The sequence below is a fragment of the Microbulbifer mixtoriginis (SeqCode) genome (assembly GCF_052468275.1).
In genome coordinates this window covers 1,551,057-1,568,320 of record NZ_CP174341.1, presented here as the reverse complement: position 1 = coordinate 1,568,320, position 17,264 = coordinate 1,551,057, and the positions used below count along the sequence as shown (strand labels likewise).

Below are 17,264 nucleotides of genomic sequence, written 5' to 3'. Positions count from 1 at the left end.
CCGCCACAATTATAAGGAATTCCAGTGTTCAAAATTCAACATATTGACCATGTAGTGCTGAGGGTTAAATCCCTGGCTGCAATGCGCGATTTTTATGAAGGAGTCCTCGGCTGCACCATGGAGCGAGAGAATAAGGAATTGGGTCTCTATCAGTTGCGCGCAGGGCACTCATTGATCGATCTGGTTCCAGTTGATCAAGGCATCGGTCGCGAGGGTGGTGCAGCCCCAGGCATAGAGGGGCGTAATTTACATCATTTCTGTTTGCGTATAGACCCTTTCGAAGCCGATAAAATCATTGCTTATTTGAAGGGGAAGAATATTGAACCCTCCGCGCCACAACAGCGCTACGGTGCCGAAGGCATGGGCCCATCAATTTATATTTATGATCCCGAGCAAAATTTAGTGGAACTCAAAGGCCCCCCCAAATTGTTGAAATAACAGCATCCATCATTCGCCAGAGAGACATGCAACGATGAAAACCGAAGTGATCGAATATGCGGTAGATGGCAAGTCCTATAGCGGCTATCTCGCCTGGGACGACACAACTCAAAAAAAACGTCCTGGCGTTATGCTGGTTCACGAATGGTGGGGTCACAATGCCTTTGTACGCGAGCAGGCGGAAAGGCTCGCCGGACAGGGTTACTGTGCATTTGCGGTGGATATGTTTGGTAGTGGCAAGCAAACCGATGATCCCGCTGAAGCCCAGCAGTATCGCGATGAGGCACTTGAGAATCCTGTATCCCTCGAGGCATGTTTCCGCACCGCCCTCACCCTGCTTCAACAGCATAAAGTTGTCGAGGAAACTCAAGTCGCAGCTCAGGGCTATTGCTTTGGTGGTGGCGTAGCCTTGACCATGGCACGCCTCGGTGTGGAATTACGTGGGATAGTTAGCTACCACGGAGCCCTGGCTAGTGAAGTTCGCGCGAAAAAAGGGAAAGTCCATGCGGAGCTACAGGTTTACACCGGTGGTGCCGATAGCATGATCCCACCGCAACAGGTCGGTGCTTTTGTAGAGGAGATGCAGGAAGCCGGGGCCAAATTTACCCTGGTGAGCTATCCTGGAGTACTGCATGGCTTCACCAATCCCGTCGCCACTGAGCGCGGACAAAAGTTTGGCCTGCCGCTGGCCTATAACCAGGAAGCCGCGCAGGACGCATGGCTGGGCACTCTGGATTTTTATCGGGAAATTTTCCAGTAGTTTCAATCAAATATCTCAGGGGCCGAATAGTTCACCCCGTAAAAATACTCCGCTACTTGCCAATATCCAGATAGCGCGCCCCAGCCCCCTGCTCTGCAGCTTGGTCCCCTGGATTGCGGAGCGGGCAGCTCTCCATGGAAAGACAGCCGCAGCCGATACAGCCTTCCAAACGGTCGCGCAGCTGGGTCAGCTGGCGAATGCGTTGGTCCAGTTCCTCACGCCAGCCGGCGGAAAGCTTGGCCCAATCCTTCGCGGTGGGTGTACGCCCATCAGGAAGATTAGACAGGGCCTCGCGAATTTCGGCGAGGGGAATACCAGTGCTCTGTGCCACCTTGATAATAGCCACACGTCGCAATACGTCCCGCGAGTAACGCCGCTGATTGCCGCTGGTGCGCCAGCTGCTGATCAGCCCTTTACTTTCATAAAAATGCAGCGCACTCACCGCCACATCACTACGCTCTGCAACCTCACCTACGGTCATCTCACGACGGCATTTCTTGTTTCCACAAACCGACTCTTTCTTTTCATTGGTATCAGACATCAGATGTCTCCGACAACTATTGACCTCAATATTGCTTGAGGTTTTACACTGCGCAGCATTCCATTGCAAGCCCAGGGAGAATCATGATGAACCGTAACAGCAAACAAACCTACCCAGTCACAGAAATACCGGCTACAACTGCCACTTCCCTTTTAGTGGCAGCACAAAGTCAAAGTATCAGCCTGTCGGTGCAAGAGGGGCTATGCCAACCAATCACCTCCATGAGCGTAGAGAATAGAGAAACCGATAGCGGAGGGCGCCGGTGATACTTAACAGCGCAGCACCAACCCGCGAAATGGCGGAATCAGCTATACCGGTGCCGATGCGATTCACATTGCTGTGCCTGGCGGCGCTCACAATTATGTCTGGTGCCACCATAGCGCCATCCTTACCGGCACTGGAGGCACATTTTGCCCAGCACGAAGATATTGCCCTGCTCAGTCGCCTGATTTTGAGCCTACCGGCATTAATGATCGCTCTATTTGCACCTATCGCCGGGTTTATATCCGACCGTTATGGTCGCAGGAAATTGCTGTTACTGGCGGTAACTGTTTACGCCCTGGCCGGCATCTCTGCACTGTTACAGGAAAGCTTGGTGGGACTTTTGGCCAGTCGCATCCTTCTGGGAATTGCAGTGGCGGGCACAATGACTTCAGTCACCGCCCTGGTTGGTGACTATTTCAGCCCCATTCAAAGACAAACCTATATGAGTCAGCAGGGCGCCTTTATCAGCCTCGGCGGAGTTGTCTTCCTTTTGGCCGGTGGACTCTTGGCAGATTTACATTGGCGCGCGCCCTTTGCTATTTACGCAGTGGCACTACTACTAATCCCTGCCGTGTTGCGTTTTCTGCCAGAACCTAAACGCAATCGCATTGAACCACTCCCCAACAATGTCACGAATGGAAATCCCGATTGGCCAGCATTCGCCTTGTTGTTGGGTGCAGCCTTACTAAACAGTCTTATCTTTTTCCTGATTCCCACACAGCTCCCATTCCTGCTAAAAGAAATTGGAGCAGACACCCCCAGCCTCGCGGGCATTGCCATTGCTGCCAGCAATTTAATGGGGGCCCTGGCTTCACTGGTTTTCTACCCTCTGGCACGTAACTACTTGGGAAAAAGTGGCGTTTTTGTGTTAGGTTTTACTGTTATGGCCTGTGGTATGGGGCTGATCGCCGAGGCAGATTCATTTAATGCAATAATAATGGCCACCGCGATTTACGGCTGCGGTATGGGGACATTGATCCCCCATATCTTCGCCACCGGGCTGGAATCTGCCACTCCCAACATTCGTGGGCGAATATCTGGAGCTCTCGCCGCCAGTGTTTTTATCGGACAATTTATCTCACCATTTATCAGCCAGCCCTGGATAGAACGTTTTGGCCTCGCCAGTGGTTTTTCCGCAGCCAGCACTACGCTGCTACTTTTAGCCTCCCTGGCACTGCTCCTGCATTGGTTAAAACCGAAGCCCTCCGCAAAAATGTTTTTGCAGTAGGATCTATACACACTAAAAATATTTTGGCCGAGCCGCCTGTAAGGCCACGCTTAGGAGAGAAAGTGAAACCGATAATTTCTGTTAGAGGTCTCGACAAGACATATAGTGGTGGGTTTAACGCCCTAAAAAGTATTGACTTGGATATTCAACGGGGTGAGATCTTCGCACTGCTCGGCCCCAATGGTGCCGGCAAAACGACTCTGATCAGTATAATCTGTGGCATCGTCAATCCTGGTCAGGGCAACGTTACAGTCAATGGCTACGATATCCAGCGTGATTACCGCCACGCACGGCGCGAAATTGGCTTGGTCCCCCAGGAAATTGCCACAGATTCCTTTGAGAGCGTGCTTGGCGCAATTCAATTTAGCCGCGGCTTGTTTGGCAAGCCGCCCAACCCCGCTTACCTGGAGAAAATCCTTCGACAGCTTTCCCTATGGGAAAAAAGAGACAACAAAATTGTCACCTTGTCCGGCGGTATGAAACGACGCCTGATGATTGCAAAAGCCTTATCCCATGAGCCCAGCGTGCTCTTCCTGGACGAACCCACCGCCGGGGTCGATGTGGAACTGCGCCAAGATATGTGGGGGATGGTGCGCGGCCTGCGCGACTCCGGCGTAACCGTTATTCTCACCACGCACTATATTGAAGAGGCGGAGGAGATGGCCGACCGGGTCGGTGTTATTAATCGCGGTGAATTAGTATTGGTTGAAGATAAAAAAACTTTGATGCAAAAAATGGGGGAAAAAGAGCTCAGCCTACAATTACCCACACCTCTGGAAACTATTCCTGACAGCCTCTCCGACCTGCCACTGCGCCTCAATGGAGATGGTAGTGAACTCATCTATCGCTTCGATATCAAGAGTGAAAATACCGGTATTACGGAATTCCTTCGCCGCCTCACCTCTGCAAATATTGAATTTCGCGATTTATATACCAGGGAGAGTTCTCTCGAAGAAATATTTGTCAATCTGGTGCACTCTGCACAGCACCAAGGCGAGGAGCAACTCAGTGGGGAGGCACAATAATGAACTGGTATGGTATTGCGGCAATTTACAAATTTGAAATGTCACGGACTTGGCGCACATTGATACAAAGTGTCGCTTCTCCGGTACTCTCCACATCCCTGTACTTTATTGTTTTTGGTGCCGCTATCGGCTCGCGTATGGGAGACATCGAAGGTGTGAGCTACGGGGCCTTTATTATCCCAGGCTTGTTGATGTTGGCGCTTTTGGGAGAAAGTATTGCCAACGCCGCCTTCGGCATCTTTTTCCCGAAATTTTCAGGCACTATTTATGAAGTGCTATCGGCACCGGTATCCCCCTTTGAAATTGTCGCCGGCTATGTCGGCGCTGCGGCCAGCAAGTCAATTCTGCTCGGGCTACTAATCCTTCTCACCGCGCGATTTTTTGTGGACTATGAAATCCTTCATCCATTCTGGATGGTCACATTTCTGGTGCTAACCGCCGTTAGTTTTAGCTTATTCGGCTTTATTATCGGCATCTGGGCCGATGACTTCCAAAAACTGCAAATTATTCCGCTAATGATTATTACCCCCTTAACCTTTCTCGGTGGGGCTTTTTATTCCATCAGTATGCTGCCGGAGTTCTGGCAAAAAGTGACTTTGTTTAATCCGGTGGTTTATCTGATCAGTGGTTTCCGCTGGGCATTCTACGGTGTGGCCGATGTAAACCTGGGCCTCAGCGTGGGAATGACATTACTCTTCCTTTTCCTATGCCTGGTAACAGTCTGGTGGATTTTCCGCACCGGTTACCGCATTAAAACCTGATCGGTGAGAGTTTAGGGATGGAGGAATTTCACGAAGGTGGCTGTGCCTGTGGCCTCGTACGATTTCGCGCCACTGGCCAGCCGCGCCGAGTGAGCCTCTGTTCCTGTAGCTGGTGTCGGAAACGCACCGGTAGCTTAATAGGCGTATCAGTGTATTTCGAAAAAAACAATGTAGAGTTCATTCGAGGCAGGCTGAAAAGTCACCGGTTAATGTCCGATGCAGGCCGTTGGATAGAGTGCCAATTTTGTGGGCAATGCGGCAGCGCCCTCAGCTGGACACTGGAATTTCTCCCAGAGCTTCGCGGCCTAGCTGGGGGCGCCTTCGACGACCCGGTATTTATCCGACCAGAGCGTTACGTCTACTACCAAAACAAGCCGGGCTGGCTGGAAATAAGCGGCGATATCAACCGTTGCCCAGCGATGCCGGAAAACCCCAACCAGTAGCCTGCAGTAGCCTGTCAGCGGTAACCCCGCATAAAAAGCGCTACTGCCTTGTGCACCCGCTCGCGCCGCTCATCCTCGGCCTGTACCTCACAACAACCGATCAATACCCGCATGTGCCGGCAACCCAGCAGTATGCCCATAAAGTCCTCGGCGGCCTCGGCCGGATCTGCCACCTGCAGCTTGCCCATCTCGGTAGCGCGACGCAGCAATTGCTCAATATCTCGGAGGATGCGCTGGGGGCCCGCATCAAAAAACAACTGAGCAAGTTTTGATTCCTGCGCCGCCAGAGCACATAAAAGCCGTAACAGGCGGATACTATCCTCGCTATCCACCATGCTTAGAAAAGCCTGACCAATGCGCTCCAGTACTTCTGCCACCGAATCCCCCTCTTTCAGATCGAAAATGGGCAGGGGCATCATCATCTCGCAGCGGGAGGTAATCGCAGCACTGAACAGCGTCTCTTTATCGGAGAAATGGCTGTACACCGTCAGTTTCGATACGCCCGCAGCAGAGGCCACCGCATCCACACTGGTAGCGGCAAAGCCTTTGGTCAGAAACAGCTCTTTGGCTGCATCGAGAATGGCCTGGCGTTTGGCCAGATCCTTGGGACGCCCGCGCTGGGCGGCCGTCTGAGTCTGTTCAGACATAGCACTCCATATACTGGACTCGCCAGTTTAATAAATTTACTATACTCGCTAGTATAACATTACCGGCCGCCCGGCCATGACTCGTCCACTTCCGGACTTACCTTGTCGCCTCGCCGCCGAGGAAGGGAGCCCCTATGTACCGATCGCTACTCTTCGCTGCCCTGTCGTTCAGCCTGCTGTTGTCCGCCTGCGCGCCATCAGAGTCCACCGAACAATTAGAAAAACCTCGCCCAGCGGTGATGGTCCAGCCACAAGTGGCCAGTGCCCAACAGGATTTTTATCCCGGCGAGGTGCGAGCCCGCTTCGAACCCGCTTTGGCCTTTCGCATCAGTGGCAAATTACAGCGGCGCCTGGTTAATGTAGGCGACCGTGTTGAGCAGGGCCAACCGCTGGCCGAACTGGATACCGAAGACCTGCTCCTGCAACTGGATTCCGCACGCGCACGCCTCACCTCCGCCGTGGCAGACCAGCGCCTGGCCAGCAGCGAGCTGGGGCGCCACCGCAAACTATTGGAGCGCCAGCTGGTCAGCCAGTCACAGTTCGATGCGGTTGAGACCCGTTTCGAAGCCAGCGATGCGCGCCTGCAACAAGCCAAGGCGCAATTAGACGTAGCCCGTAATCAGGCCGCCTATGCGGAACTGAAAGCCCCAGAGAGCGGCGTTATTGCCCGCCGCATGGCCGAGGCTGGCCAGGTTGTCGCCGCTGGTCAGGGGATTTTCGAACTTGCCGCCGACGGCGAACGCGAAGTGCGCATCGATTTACCGGAGCAGGCAATTAGCCATTTCCGTGTCGGCCAACCTTTGACCGTAGAACTCTGGTCGCAGCCCGGTAAATCCTTCCCCGCCCAGGTGAGGGAACTCTCCCCCGCCGCAGATCCGGTATCCCGCACCTTTGAAGCACGCGTGGCTTTTACCAATAAGACCACCGGCATTGAAATAGGTCAGAGCGCCCGAGTATTCGTTCCCAAAGCAGTGGCCACCGATGTTTTACAAGTACCCATGTCGGCAGTGAGCGCCGATAACGGCAAAGCCTTTGTCTGGGTACTGAACCGCGAACAGCAAACCCTGCATAAAACCGAAGTCACCGTAGGTGCCTTCGGCCAGGAATTTGTACCGATTTTCTCTGGCCTGCGCGCCGATGATTGGATCGTTGCCGCTGGTACGCACCTGTTATTGGAGGGACAACAGATTCGTCCCGTGGACCGTATGAATCGCCCGGTCGATCCGGACCGCGCGCTTGCCCAGCAGGACTAACTAAGCACCACCCCAAAATAACAACTGGACTGAACGCTAAAACGCGCTCCGATGAAATTGCCGAAGCACTACTGGTTCGATCAATCCGTGCTTCCATACAGAGAAATAACCATGGGCTTTAACCTTTCCGAATGGGCGCTGAAAAACCGCCCGCTGGTACTCTACGCCATGATCGTGCTGGGATTGCTGGGCGCTGCCTCCTACACACAACTTGGGCAAAGCGAAGACCCTCCCTTCACTTTCAAGGTAATGGTGATCAATACCCTTTGGCCCGGCGCCAGTGCCGAGGAGGTATCCCGTCAAATTACCGAGCGGGTGGAGAAAAAACTGCTGGAGACTGGTGACTACCAGCGCATCTCCTCTTTCTCCCGTCCCGGCCAATCCCAAGTGTTGTTCGTCGCCCGCGACGATATGCACTCGCGCTACATCCCCGATCTCTGGTATCAGGTACGCAAAAAGGTCAGGGATATCCGCCACACCCTGCCACCGGATATCCAGGGCCCGTTTTTTAATGACGAATTCGGCACTACTTTCGGCAATATTTATGCGCTAACTGGCAGCGGTTTCGATTACGCCCTGATGAAAGACTATGCCGAGCGCCTGCAGTTGGCACTGCAGCGGGTCAAGAATGTGGGCAAGGTGGAATTACTGGGGCTGCAAGATGAAAAAATCTGGGTGGAAATTTCCAACACCAAGCTCGCCTCTCTGGGTATTCCCCTCAGTGCAGTGCAAAGCGCACTGCAGTCGCAAAATCAGGTCGCCGATGCGGGCTTTGTAGATACGGTGAGCGACCGCGTACGCATTCGCGTTAGCGGTCAATTTCACTCGGTCGATGAAATTCGCCGCTTCCCCATCACTGCCGGCGGACGCACCCAGAGGCTGGGTGATATTGCCGAAGTACACCGCGGTTTCAGCGATCCTGCACAACCGCGCATGCGCTTTATGGGCGAGGACGCCATCGGCCTGGCCGTTTCCATGAAAGAAGGCGGTGATATCCTCAAGCTGGGCAAACAGCTGGACGCCACCTTTGCCGAGTTGCAGGAAGATCTGCCGATCGGCATGCAGTTACGCAAGGTGTCCGACCAACCCGCGGCGGTGAAACGCGGTGTGGGGGAATTCCTGCAAGTATTGGCGGAGGCACTGGGCATTGTCCTGCTGGTGAGTTTTTTCTCTCTCGGCAGCCGCCCCGGCTTAATCGTGGCGCTATCGATACCATTGGTGCTGGCCATGACTTTCGCACTGATGAATTACTTCAATATCGGCTTACACAAGATTTCTCTGGGCGCCCTGGTACTTGCCCTTGGCCTGATGGTGGACGATGCCATTATCGCCGTGGAAATGATGGCCATTAAAATGGAGCAGGGGCTCAGTCGCCTGAAAGCCGCCGGCTTCGCCTGGACCAGTACCGCCTTCCCCATGCTCACCGGTACCTTAATCACCGCCGCCGGTTTCCTACCCATTGCCACGGCGGAATCCGGCACCGGGGAATACACCCGCTCAATCTTCCAGGTGGTCACGCTTTCCCTGGTTGTCTCCTGGATTGCCGCAGTCATATTCGTGCCCTACCTGGGCCATTACCTTTTGCCCAATCTGGCTCGCCACAATCACAGTGGCGAGGTTCAGGACCCCTACCAGAAGCCCTTTTACCAGCGCTTTCGCCGCCTGATTACCTGGTGCCTGCGCCACCGCAAAACTGTCATAGTGGCAACCCTGGCGATCTTTATTGGCTCCCTGGCACTTTTCCGCCTGGTGCCCCAGCAGTTCTTCCCCTCTTCCGGGCGTTTGGAGCTGTTAGTCGATCTCAAGCTGGCCGAAGGCGCTTCGCTGAAGTCCACCGAGTACCAGGCCAAGCGACTGGAATCTCTGCTGGATAAAAACGACCTGGTGGAAAACTATGTGGTGTATGTGGGCACCGGTTCGCCGCGTTTCTATCTGCCATTGGACCAGCAGTTACCCGCGGCCAGCTTTGCCCAGTTTGTAGTGATGACACGTAACGTAGAGGAGCGCGAACAGGTACGCAGCTGGCTGATCGAAACCATGGAGGAGGAATTCCCCACTCTGCGCAGCCGGGTATCCCGCCTGGAAAATGGCCCACCGGTTGGCTATCCAGTGCAGTTCCGCGTCTCTGGTGAGCATATTGGTGAAGTGCGCAGCCTGGCCCGTCAGGTTGCCGAGCGCGTGCGGGAAAATGCCAAGGTCACCAACGTCCACCTGGACTGGGAGGAACCCAGTAAAACCGTCAACCTGAATATCGATCAGGACCGCGCCCGCGCTATGGGCGTGAACAGTGCCTCGCTCTCCCGCGCCCTGCAAAGCTCACTCACCGGTATTACCGTTAGCCAATACCGCGAAGACAATGAGCTGATTGACGTGCGTGTGCGCGGCGACGAGCAGGAACGCTACGCCCTCAGCCAACTGGGTAACCTGGCGGTGCAAACCGACAGCAGTCGCAGTGTCCCCCTGAACCAGATTGCCACCCTGGAGTACGGCTTCGAGGAAGGGATTATCTGGCACCGCGATCGCCTGCCCACCGTCACAGTACGTGCCGATATTTATGGTGAAGAACTGCCCGCAACCGTGGTGAATGAAGTCTGGCCGCGCCTGCAGAACATTCGAGAGCAACTGCCACCGGGCTACCTGCTGGAAGTTGGTGGCAGTGTGGAGGAATCCGAGCGTGGACAAAAATCAGTGAATGCCGGTATGCCGCTGTTTGTGTTGGTTGTATTCACCTTGCTGATGCTGCAGCTGCGCAGCATGTCCCTGTCCACCATGGTCTTCCTCACCGCGCCTTTGGGACTGATCGGGGTTACCTTGTTCCTGCTGCTGTTCGGCAAACCCTTCGGTTTTGTCGCTATGCTCGGCACCATTGCCCTGGCCGGTATGATTATGCGCAACTCCGTCATTCTGGTAGATCAAATACAGCAGGATATCAGCCAGGGCTTGAGTACCTGGGAGGCAATTATTGAGTCCACTGTGCGGCGTTTCCGCCCGATCGTTTTAACCGCTCTGACTGCGGTATTGGCGATGATTCCACTGTCACGCAGTGACTTCTTCGGCCCCATGGCTGTCGCCATTATGGGGGGACTGATCGTTGCTACTGGCTTGACCCTGATCTTCCTGCCAGCCCTGTATGCAGCTTGGTTCCGAGTGCGAGAGGAGAAAACAGAGATAGCAGTAGAAACTCCAACGGAGTTAAATGGTGCTGAACCCCAAGCATCCTGATCACAACAGATGCTTTAATAGCCTGGCTCAAGAAAGCCCCTAAATAAAAAGGCCCAGATAGAAATATCCGGGCCTTTTTATTCCAGCAACTTTTAATAATCATCAACAATATAGGATCAAGACTTCTTGGATTTTGAAACCAGGGAGTCATACACAATACCAGTCCATATCTCTGGTGTCATAAATCCCTGTCCATACTGTTCGTCAAAATCTTTGGTGGGTTTGGCAGCAATGACTTGGTCACGGCTTTGGCCATTATCGACCAGCTTCTGGATACGATCCCTTAGGGTCTGCAACATATCCCGTTGCACTTTTAACTCCGCAGGATTACTCAGAGGGCCATGTCCTGGAATGATTTTGGTGCTTTCGCCAGAAAGCGCCAATGCGGTGCCCATCGCTTCAATCATGCCATCCACCGAACCACCAGATGAAAGATCGATAAATGGATAAGTGCCATTAAAATAGATGTCGCCCATATGAATCACATCGGCATTGGCGAAATGCACAATAGAGTCACCATCGGTATGGGCTGGGCCGACATGCTGTACCTTCACCTCATCGCCATTCCAGTGAAAAGTAGTGGCATCGGTAAAAGTGATTACCGGCAGTGCTGCCGGCGGTGAGGGTTCAACCTTACGCTTAAAAGCCTCTATAAACTGTTCGGTACTCACACGTTTACGTACATTCTCATGGGCAACGATCAGGGCACCGCTTTTACCCAGGTTTTCATTGCCGCCAGTATGATCGCCATGCCAATGGGTATTGATCACAAAGCGCAGCGGCTGATCTGCCAAACCCGCCACCGCTTTCTGTATTTTTGCAGTGAGTGGCGCATATTGGTCATCCACCATAAAGGTGCCGTCCTCTCCGACCAGTACCGCAATATTGCCGCCAGCCCCCTGGAGCATATAAACATTTCCTGCCACCGGCTCACTACTAATTTCTACTTTGGCAAAGCGGTCTTCCGCCAATACCGGGGTGCTGATTAGAGACGCTAACAGCACCCCAATACCTGCAATCTGCTTCATAAACATTTCTCTGTTGTTACTGTCATATTGTTTTGCGATGTTGCTCAATTTAGGAAGCCCGTTCAAGTAGCTTTGGTTCTACCTTCGGCTCCCGACTGGGCAACATACTCATCAATACATCCGGGCGGTCGGTAACAATACCATTCACTCCCATATCGATATAGCGCTGTAGATCAGCCCGCCCATTTACAGTCCATACAGAGACGTGCAGGTTAAGCTTACGCGCCGCACGCATAGTGCCCCTGGAAACCACATTGAGCCCCCAAAATTGCATGGGCAATTGCATAGTTTGATAACGGGGGGCTAGCAGGCTTTCCGCACGCAGTAACTGAGCAAAAAATAGAAGGGTCGCCTCCCAGCTTGTAGAACCGGTCGCCGTCTCCGGGCTCAATCGTCGAAATTCCAGTAGAACCTTGTGATTAAATGAGGAGACGATAACCTGACTGTTCTTGCCAGTACGCTCGAGCAAAGCGCTCAACTGTCGTGCGGCTCGTAACTGTTTACTTTTTATATCCAATATTAGTGGCGTCTTACCCACTATCTGTAAAGTCTCTTCCAAGGTAATTATTTTCAAAGGTTTATGTCGATAGGGGTAGGATTCTTGATCACGACTCCAGTGGTAAGCGGCATTTAAGTTACGCAGTTGAGCCAGGGTAAAGTCCTCTATAAAACCACTCCCATTGGTTGAATCTTCCAGATCAGGATCATGACGTAAAACCAAATGCCCGTCAGCACTAAGCCAAACATCTATTTCAATAGCATCCACCCCCTGCATCACCATATTTTGCAGAAATTCCTGAGTATTCCCCGGAAAAAGCCCATTGCCACAATCATTACCATGTGCGATAACCATAGGCCCTTTGCATGAAGGTAGCTTTAATGCTGATTTTGGCGCAATGCCCGAGCGGGCATATAAGAACAACACAAGCAAAAGAAAGAAAAAAATAAGTAACATTGACATCTATTTCAAAAACCTAAGATCAATAAAAAGACGCTAAATTGATTTATCCGGGCAGCAATCATTACTTAAATAGCAGTCAGACACTAGCGGCTCCTCCTGTAGACACTTCTTTCTCAATATTTATTTGTGAATTGGAGTGGCTTACTGGTGATTTCGACTTATCCGACGCAACATCTAATTCTGGAGCTTTACGAAACTGCCAATAAGTATGCTGCAACCAAAGAGGCAGAAATATTAATAGGTCATAGATACGATTAAGTACTGTGCCACAATTTATTGTAATAACCGCCAGAAGACGTAAGCCCACCGATAACACATTCAGGAAAAATACTAAGACACTACCAAACACCGTGCGGGCAGAAGAAACAAATTGCTCCAAGGGTATTGCGATAAAGGCCAGGACCAAAGGGAGCGTAAAACCCAACATCATTTGTACGAGCCCGAGAGTCCAGTAAGCATTTACCTCAGTAACAGTAGAACCGCTCGTTTCGGATAACCCCGTAAGCAACTGATCCTGTTGCAATAGTAACTCCCTCGAAAGTGATAGACCCGCCTCAATAGAGGCCAAACACAAGAGTAGAAGCATCCCAAACCACAGCAAATGCTTCCGTACTGAATCAGTTAATGCGGAGATCGAAGGAAATAATCGCGTAACCCGCAAACACTCCATAACCACAATACCAGTGACAATTTGTATGAAGATTAAAACCAAAGCAGCAATGTCCGCTGTCCCATACCCCCCCAGAAAGCTATTACTTCCAATGATTTCTGCCACTGGCCTGGCAATTAATTGGTGATTCAACCAAATCCCTGCCATTATCAAAAGCAATACCAGTGAAGAGATAAAAAAACGACTAAAAAACGAGGTGGATAGAAGGCGTAAACTACGATCACTCTCCTGTAATATCTCCTCGTAGCGTGTCATATGCTCATCCAATATCTTGCTACGGTAAATTACAGATTCCACACTCTTATTTATTCTTCCCAGAGTTTTCAATATGGAACGCCAACCAGGCATCATGCGCTTTAGTAGTTGATGGCGCTCTCTTATAGACTCCCGATAAGATTCCAAAGCTTTGCTTTCAGCCTTGCGCATAGAGTAATTAATAGTCTCCAGCACATCCGCTACAACCGTATCATCTGGAGTAGGAATTTCCGCCACAGAGCGGATTGCCCGGGCCCAGCTTGATGGTTCTGGAGGAACCTCTGCACTACGCACATAATCATCATCTATGGTTGTCATCTGCTCACACAAATGACGATGCAACGTAGGATATTGTGCCATATCCCGCTTTAAGCTACTTTCTATTCGCTCAAACTCCCTCTCAATTTGCCACTCTGTTACCTCACGACCTCTAGCCAGCAGTACCTCTCGATTTCGTTCACGGAGGCCCTGCCCGGCAAGTTCAACAGCGTTTGCAGAAAACAATAATGAGCGATGACATAGCCTTGCCAGGGAACAAATAGTTCTATGAATAGGCCCTCTGGCCAAGAAAAATGTAATAACCGCCAAACTAACCCATAACCAGGGCGGTAGTGTCTCAAATAGGTGACTCATGACGTTACTTTTCCCTGTGGAACCGAGCGATACCACATCCTAACAGCTGAAGCTTTGACAATCGCCTAAAATGTCACACTTTATGTTGTTATTTTGCGTCACTTGCCCGCCGTTAGTAGACAGAATTCACTACCTATTTTTTTCTAACGGCAAAAATTGGACCACAGTCATCCCAGTATCACCTACTCACAATATTCATCCTGGGAATAACATAATCCAGCGTTCATATCAGCACTTTCCTGCCTGCCAAAAGATTCCAACCGCATATAAAGACTACATCAGTGACATATCCACAGGCCACCTGAAAAACAATCACTAAATAACTACACTCATACGCGTATTTTAATTTCAGAGTTAAATTTTCCACATACTCACAACCAAGCCTTAGAAAGAAGGGACCTAACAAAGGAACGCCCACACACACCAACTATCCCCGACCAACCACACAGAACAAAAATTCAAAAAACAAAAAGAAAAACTCAGTCAATCACATAGAATTCAACCAATAATATTTAATGACGCCATCATTCACAGCCGCCTTACTTTGAAATAAAAACAGGCATCATATTTTCCAGAACACCTCACACCCACGACTACACTCCAAACTAAATTCTCACCAAATGAGTTATTTTCCCTAAACAAAGAGGTACTTAGCGTTAACAGCAATATTTTTTTGAGGTCTTCAAAGATCAACCAGGAAACTTAAACGACAGGAGTCGACAACGGATTCCGCTCTTCGAATTGAGAGCCATCCATTTGTTTCAAGGAGAGGTACGAGGTATATGCCGGTTCTTTTTTTTAGCAATTCCGGCCTTCAGGGCGATCTTTTATTTTCACTGTTTTCTCAGTCTATTCCCATGCCATGGGAGAAAGCCTGTATAGGAAAACAAAGGCACTGTCTACAACACTACGAGGCGATAATCATTGATTGCTGGCAGATTGGCATCAACAGCTACTCTAAGGATTTTCTTTCTGATTTAAAAAAAATCAGACACCCAAAAGCAATTCTCATTAACTTTCCTGCCGACCTCCCAACCCACATCTCAGAAAAGCTGCGGCAAAGTGGTTTTTATTTGTTGTGTGACAATAACATCAGCCAGGAAAAACTCATTCAAAGACTCAACACAGCTATTCACAGCTGTGAAAGCAGTCACGCTGATAGTTCGCAGTCCCCTCTTCCTCTCACACGAAGAGAACAGGAAATCCTAGGGCAGCTAACAACGGGAGAACCCAATAGTGTCATCGCTACAAAGCTACACCTGAGCGAACACACCGTTAAAAATCACATGTATAACATTTTTCGGAAAATCGGCGTAAAGAATCGCTTACAAGCCAGTAACTGGGCAAAACTCAATCTCCTGGAAGAGAGAATATGAGATTAACCCCGCTGATTTTCATTCTCTTCACAACTGCAGGATTTGCTCAAGATGACACCAGAGTTCCTCCTGCAGACACGGACTCAGGAAGGTTAGAGGATGAAATCAGCGGGTTTAATATCGACAGAACTATTACTCGAACAGGCCACGACTTTGCCAGATACCTCAGTGAATATAGAAATCTTAATTATCCGGATGCCACTTACAATTTAACAGTTTACGAACGCCCTTCAGCTCGCTGGGGAAACTTAATATGGGTTACCTATAACGACAAAATTGTATTTCGACGCTTTATCAGTCCAAGTACCAACAATATTCATCGCCTTGCAGATGAAGCAGCCCAATATATTCATCAAGCGGTCTTAAAAGATCGTGTGAGCAGTGCCCTAATAGATAATTTTGATTTGGGAAAGGACGAATTCTAATGAACAAAAAATACCTTATTTATCCAGCTAGCCTGGTAGCTACCCTATTCTCATGTAGCTCTGTAATCGCAACCGAATTAATTTATGAGCCAGTGAACCCGAATTTTGGCGGTAATCCTCTAAATGGGACCTTCTTGCTGCAAAACGCGCAATCTCAGGATAGCCATGAAGATCCCGACAAGCATAACAGTCTCTACGAACAACCAAGCGCTCTGGATCGCTTTACTGACTCACTGGAAACAAGACTACTCAATCAACTACTAACAGATGTCGGCGACGGTAATAGTGGCGAATTGATCACCGACGATTTTATCGTACAGATTGTCGATAACGATGGAGTTCTTACCGTACTAATCACCGACAGAAGTACAGGGGATAAAAGTGAGATCGTTGTCAGTGGGCTCAACCCCACGAATTAGATAAGAATCAACACGGAAGGAAAACTGGCAATGCGCAATGCAATAAAAAAAGCCCTAGCCTTGCCCGCACTGGCGTTTACTCTCACACTAGGTGGATGCTCAGCATTTAAAAGCCTTGGTGATGCCCTATTTGGACCAGGGCGGACTGATGCCATGCTGACTCCACGAATGAACACCTATCGGGACTTGGTGAATCTTCCTGAACCTAAAGGGAAGATATTGGCTGCTGTGTATAGTTTCCGCGACCAAACCGGACAATACAAACCAGCACCAAATAGCAGCTTCTCTACTGCAGTCACTCAGGGTGGAGCCGCTATGTTGACCGATGTACTCAATGAATCCGGATGGTTTATCGCATTGGAGCGGGAAGGTTTACAAAACCTCTTGACCGAGCGAAAAATCATACGCGCCGGACTTACTAAGCCCGATGCCCCGGTCAACAACAATATTCCTCTGCCAACTCTAATTGCCGCCAATGTGCTTTTAGAGGGGGGGATCGTCGCCTACGATCAAAATATTCAAACCGGTGGTGCCGGAGCAAGATACTTTGGCATCGGTGCCAATGAGCAATATCGTGTCGACCAGGTGACAGTCAATCTAAGGGCTATTGATATACGCTCAGGCAGAATATTACATTCGGTATTGACATCAAAAACTGTTTACTCAAAAGCAATCAGTGCCGATGTATTTCGTTATGTTAAATTTCGGCGCTTATTGGAAATGGAAGCCGGGGTAACGTATAACGAGCCGGCACAACTTGCTATGCTTTCAGCCATGGAATCTGCAGTAATTCACTTGATCAGTGAAGGGATTGTGCACAATTCCTGGGCCTTGGCGAATCCCGATGAAATTAACAATCCCATACTGCAATACTATTTAAATGACAGCACCGTTATTATGTGACAGTGAACTGGG

18 protein-coding genes are annotated in these 17,264 nt (G+C 50.5%); 13 read left to right on the top strand and 5 right to left on the bottom strand.

All coding sequences use genetic code 11. The annotated features are described in order from the left end of the window. Positions 1-24 precede the first annotated feature (24 nt). Together ACJJIC_RS06835 and ACJJIC_RS06830 are read left to right on the top strand one after the other, a co-directional pair. On the top strand, positions 25-438 hold the full coding sequence (locus ACJJIC_RS06835) for a VOC family protein (RefSeq protein WP_445356657.1): 414 nt from the start codon (positions 25-27) through the stop codon (positions 436-438). A 34-nt stretch (positions 439-472) separates the two neighbouring features. Further along, complete coding sequence (locus tag ACJJIC_RS06830; RefSeq protein ID WP_445356656.1) at positions 473-1,198, top strand: dienelactone hydrolase family protein; 726 nt, start codon at positions 473-475, stop codon at positions 1,196-1,198. 52 nt (positions 1,199-1,250) lie between these two features. Here ACJJIC_RS06830 and soxR read toward each other — a convergent pair whose 3' ends face one another. After that, positions 1,251-1,739 (bottom strand): redox-sensitive transcriptional activator SoxR, encoded by a 489-nt coding sequence (gene soxR / locus ACJJIC_RS06825; protein ID WP_445356655.1) that lies wholly within the window; start codon positions 1,737-1,739, stop codon positions 1,251-1,253. An 86-nt stretch (positions 1,740-1,825) separates the two neighbouring features. Here soxR and ACJJIC_RS06820 point away from each other — a divergent pair, with 86 nt between their 5' ends. From ACJJIC_RS06820 to ACJJIC_RS06800, 5 genes are all read left to right on the top strand, one after another. Continuing rightward, positions 1,826-2,005 (top strand): hypothetical protein, encoded by a 180-nt coding sequence (locus ACJJIC_RS06820; protein WP_444882665.1) that lies wholly within the window; start codon positions 1,826-1,828, stop codon positions 2,003-2,005. Then, positions 2,002-3,231, top strand: coding sequence for an MFS transporter (locus tag ACJJIC_RS06815; RefSeq protein WP_445356654.1), 1,230 nt, complete (start codon positions 2,002-2,004; stop codon positions 3,229-3,231). The genes ACJJIC_RS06820 and ACJJIC_RS06815 overlap by 4 nt, the downstream gene beginning before the upstream one ends. Before the next feature lie 62 nt (positions 3,232-3,293). After that, on the top strand, positions 3,294-4,256 hold the full coding sequence (locus ACJJIC_RS06810; protein WP_444887123.1) for an ABC transporter ATP-binding protein: 963 nt from the start codon (positions 3,294-3,296) through the stop codon (positions 4,254-4,256). Then, positions 4,256-5,017, top strand: a complete 762-nt coding sequence (locus ACJJIC_RS06805; RefSeq protein WP_252083213.1) for an ABC transporter permease — start codon at positions 4,256-4,258, stop codon at positions 5,015-5,017. The genes ACJJIC_RS06810 and ACJJIC_RS06805 overlap by 1 nt, the downstream gene beginning before the upstream one ends. A 17-nt stretch (positions 5,018-5,034) precedes the next feature. Next, positions 5,035-5,460, top strand: a complete 426-nt coding sequence (locus ACJJIC_RS06800; protein ID WP_444882668.1) for a GFA family protein — start codon at positions 5,035-5,037, stop codon at positions 5,458-5,460. 14 nt (positions 5,461-5,474) lie between these two features. Here the strand turns inward: ACJJIC_RS06800 and ACJJIC_RS06795 are convergent, their stop codons facing one another. Next, a complete protein-coding gene (locus ACJJIC_RS06795; protein ID WP_445356653.1) occupies positions 5,475-6,107 on the bottom strand; it encodes a TetR/AcrR family transcriptional regulator in 633 nt (210 codons plus the stop codon). 134 nt (positions 6,108-6,241) lie between these two features. On the opposite strand from ACJJIC_RS06795, the gene ACJJIC_RS06790 reads away from it, so the two are divergent. Both ACJJIC_RS06790 and ACJJIC_RS06785 read left to right on the top strand, forming a co-directional pair. Further along, positions 6,242-7,360, top strand: coding sequence for an efflux RND transporter periplasmic adaptor subunit (locus ACJJIC_RS06790; protein WP_445356652.1), 1,119 nt, complete (start codon positions 6,242-6,244; stop codon positions 7,358-7,360). Positions 7,361-7,471: 111 nt separating this feature from the next. Next, positions 7,472-10,582 carry an efflux RND transporter permease subunit gene (locus tag ACJJIC_RS06785; protein ID WP_444924227.1) on the top strand — a complete coding sequence of 1,037 codons (3,111 nt, stop codon included), beginning with the start codon at positions 7,472-7,474 and terminating at the stop codon, positions 10,580-10,582. 116 nt (positions 10,583-10,698) lie between these two features. Here the strand turns inward: ACJJIC_RS06785 and ACJJIC_RS06780 are convergent, their stop codons facing one another. The 3 genes from ACJJIC_RS06780 to ACJJIC_RS06770 all read right to left on the bottom strand — a co-directional run bounded on the left by ACJJIC_RS06780 (position 10,699) and on the right by ACJJIC_RS06770 (position 14,084). Beyond that, positions 10,699-11,610 (bottom strand): MBL fold metallo-hydrolase, encoded by a 912-nt coding sequence (locus ACJJIC_RS06780; protein WP_445356651.1) that lies wholly within the window; start codon positions 11,608-11,610, stop codon positions 10,699-10,701. A 49-nt stretch (positions 11,611-11,659) separates the two neighbouring features. Next, the gene (locus tag ACJJIC_RS06775) at positions 11,660-12,463 is read right to left on the bottom strand and encodes a glycerophosphodiester phosphodiesterase family protein (RefSeq protein ID WP_444910434.1); all 804 of its coding nucleotides are present in this window, start codon (positions 12,461-12,463) and stop codon (positions 11,660-11,662) included. A 184-nt stretch (positions 12,464-12,647) separates the two neighbouring features. Next, positions 12,648-14,084: a hypothetical protein gene (locus ACJJIC_RS06770; RefSeq protein WP_445356650.1), complete on the bottom strand. Its 1,437-nt coding sequence runs from the start codon at positions 14,082-14,084 to the stop codon at positions 12,648-12,650. Between the two features lie 827 nt (positions 14,085-14,911). Here ACJJIC_RS06770 and ACJJIC_RS06765 point away from each other — a divergent pair. Genes ACJJIC_RS06765 through ACJJIC_RS06750 form a run of 4 tightly spaced genes read left to right on the top strand, consistent with a single transcriptional unit; the run spans position 14,912 to position 17,252 of the window. After that, a complete protein-coding gene (locus ACJJIC_RS06765) occupies positions 14,912-15,505 on the top strand; it encodes a helix-turn-helix transcriptional regulator (protein ID WP_445356649.1) in 594 nt (197 codons plus the stop codon). After that, on the top strand, positions 15,502-15,930 hold the full coding sequence (locus ACJJIC_RS06760; protein ID WP_445356648.1) for a CsgE family curli-type amyloid fiber assembly protein: 429 nt from the start codon (positions 15,502-15,504) through the stop codon (positions 15,928-15,930). The genes ACJJIC_RS06765 and ACJJIC_RS06760 overlap by 4 nt, the downstream gene beginning before the upstream one ends. Beyond that, the gene (locus ACJJIC_RS06755) at positions 15,930-16,349 is read left to right on the top strand and encodes a curli assembly protein CsgF (RefSeq protein ID WP_444910438.1); all 420 of its coding nucleotides are present in this window, start codon (positions 15,930-15,932) and stop codon (positions 16,347-16,349) included. The genes ACJJIC_RS06760 and ACJJIC_RS06755 overlap by 1 nt, the downstream gene beginning before the upstream one ends. Positions 16,350-16,379: 30 nt before the next feature. Next, positions 16,380-17,252, top strand: a complete 873-nt coding sequence (locus ACJJIC_RS06750; RefSeq protein WP_444882677.1) for a CsgG/HfaB family protein — start codon at positions 16,380-16,382, stop codon at positions 17,250-17,252. Positions 17,253-17,264 lie beyond the last annotated feature (12 nt).

Bases quoted from the DNA above. Each gene is read 5' to 3' on its own strand.
- ACJJIC_RS06755 (WP_444910438.1), top strand. From the start codon at position 15,930: ATGAACAAAAAATACCTTATTTATCCAGCTAGCCTGGTAGCTACCCTA.
- ACJJIC_RS06820 (WP_444882665.1), top strand. From the start codon at position 1,826: ATGAACCGTAACAGCAAACAAACCTACCCAGTCACAGAAATACCGGCT.
- ACJJIC_RS06800 (WP_444882668.1), top strand. From the start codon at position 5,035: ATGGAGGAATTTCACGAAGGTGGCTGTGCCTGTGGCCTCGTACGATTT.
- ACJJIC_RS06785 (WP_444924227.1), top strand. From the start codon at position 7,472: ATGGGCTTTAACCTTTCCGAATGGGCGCTGAAAAACCGCCCGCTGGTA.
- ACJJIC_RS06830 (WP_445356656.1), top strand. From the start codon at position 473: ATGAAAACCGAAGTGATCGAATATGCGGTAGATGGCAAGTCCTATAGC.
- ACJJIC_RS06760 (WP_445356648.1), top strand. From the start codon at position 15,502: ATGAGATTAACCCCGCTGATTTTCATTCTCTTCACAACTGCAGGATTT.
- ACJJIC_RS06750 (WP_444882677.1), top strand. From the start codon at position 16,380: ATGCGCAATGCAATAAAAAAAGCCCTAGCCTTGCCCGCACTGGCGTTT.
- ACJJIC_RS06775 (WP_444910434.1), bottom strand. From the start codon at position 12,463: ATGGTTATCGCACATGGTAATGATTGTGGCAATGGGCTTTTTCCGGGG.
- ACJJIC_RS06765 (WP_445356649.1), top strand. From the start codon at position 14,912: ATGCCGGTTCTTTTTTTTAGCAATTCCGGCCTTCAGGGCGATCTTTTA.
- ACJJIC_RS06790 (WP_445356652.1), top strand. From the start codon at position 6,242: ATGTACCGATCGCTACTCTTCGCTGCCCTGTCGTTCAGCCTGCTGTTG.
- ACJJIC_RS06805 (WP_252083213.1), top strand. From the start codon at position 4,256: ATGAACTGGTATGGTATTGCGGCAATTTACAAATTTGAAATGTCACGG.
- ACJJIC_RS06780 (WP_445356651.1), bottom strand. From the start codon at position 11,610: ATGAAGCAGATTGCAGGTATTGGGGTGCTGTTAGCGTCTCTAATCAGC.
- ACJJIC_RS06795 (WP_445356653.1), bottom strand. From the start codon at position 6,107: ATGTCTGAACAGACTCAGACGGCCGCCCAGCGCGGGCGTCCCAAGGAT.
- soxR (WP_445356655.1), bottom strand. From the start codon at position 1,739: ATGTCTGATACCAATGAAAAGAAAGAGTCGGTTTGTGGAAACAAGAAA.